A 1,631-nucleotide genomic window follows, 5' to 3' on the forward strand; every position below is an offset into this window, starting at 1 on the left:
TGGCAACAGCGCGGACATCGTAGATGCAACAACATTCGCTATCGGGCTTAACGCTACCGATAAGGACCGTGTGAACCTGATCATCAATAAAAATGGTACGACTTCTACCAACAACACTACTTATAACCTGGTCGCTTCGGAAGACTGGAACGCAGGTGCTGATGCAGCTGTGACGATCGTGGATGCTACTTCACCAATCACCGTTTCCAATGTAGCGGTACCGGCCATTGCATCGGTTTCTTACAATGCATCTACCGGTGTGTTGACAGCAACGGGCAGCGGGTTCCTCTCCGCTTCGGGTTCTAACAACGACATTGATGCACTCAAACTTACTTTCGTTGGTGAGGGTGGCGCTTATACATTAACCGGCAACAGTGTTGATGTGATCAGTACCACCAGTTTTGCAATCGGGCTCAACGCAACGGATAAAAATGCAATCAACCTCATCTTCAATAAAAACGGAAACACTTCTACCAACGGCACCACTTACAACCTGGTTGCTTCGGAAGACTGGAACACAGGCGCTGATGCTGCTGTGAACATTGTAGATGCGGTGAGCACGGTTAACGTAACCAATGTGTCCATACCAACCATTGCATCGGTTTCCTATGATGCGGCTTCAGGTGTACTGACAGCAACGGGCAGCGGGTTCCTTGCTGCATCGGGTTCCAACAACGACATCAATGCACTCAAACTCACATTCATCGGTGAAGGCAGTGCGCATACACTTACCGGTGGAAGCGTAGACATCATTGATGCTACAACTTTTGCCATCGGGCTCAATGCAACAGACAAGAGCGCCATCAACCTCATCTTTAATAAGAATGGCAGCAGCTCTACCAACACGATTGCCTACAACATGATCGCTTCGGAAGACTGGAACGCAGGTGCTGATGCAGCTGTGACGATCGTGGATGCGGTTACACCAATCACCGTTTCCAATGTAGCGGTACCAACCATTGCATCGGTTTCTTATGATGCGGCAACAGGTGTGCTGACAGCAACAGGTAGCGGCTTCCTGTCTGCAAGTGGTGCGAACAACGACATCAACGCACTCAAACTCACATTTGTTGGCGAGGGCGGTGCATACACACTTACTGGCAACAGCGCGGACATCGTAGATGCAACAACATTCGCTATCGGGCTTAACGCTACCGATAAGGACCGTGTGAACCTGATCATCAATAAAAATGGTACGACTTCTACCAACAACACTACTTATAACCTGGTCGCTTCGGAAGACTGGAACGCAGGTGCTGATGCGGCTGTGACGATCGTGGATGCCGTTTCGCCAATCACTGCAGTCAATGTAGCGGTACCGGCCATTGCATCGGTTTCTTACAATGCATCAGCAGGTATACTGACGGCAACAGGTAGTGGCTTCCTCTCCGCTTCGGGTTCTAACAACGACATTGACGCACTCAAACTTACTTTCGTTGGTGAGGGTGGCGCTTATACTTTAACCGGCAACAGTGTTGATGTGATCAGTACCACCAGTTTTGCCATCGGGCTCAATGCAACGGATAAAAATGCAATCAACCTCATCTTCAATAAAAACGGAAACAGTTCTACCAACGGCACCACTTACAACCTGGTTGCTTCGGAAGACTGGAACGCAGGTGCTGATGCAG

1 protein-coding gene is annotated in these 1,631 nt (G+C 49.4%); it reads left to right on the forward strand.

Annotated elements, in window-relative coordinates; translation table 11 throughout:
• On the forward strand, window positions 1–1,631 hold a 1,631-nt coding region (locus GWC95_RS04615), incomplete at both ends, for a beta strand repeat-containing protein (RefSeq protein ID WP_202630217.1).

Source organism: Sediminibacterium roseum (assembly GCF_009939005.1).
Taxonomy (GTDB): Bacteria; Bacteroidota; Bacteroidia; order Chitinophagales; family Chitinophagaceae; genus Sediminibacterium; species Sediminibacterium roseum.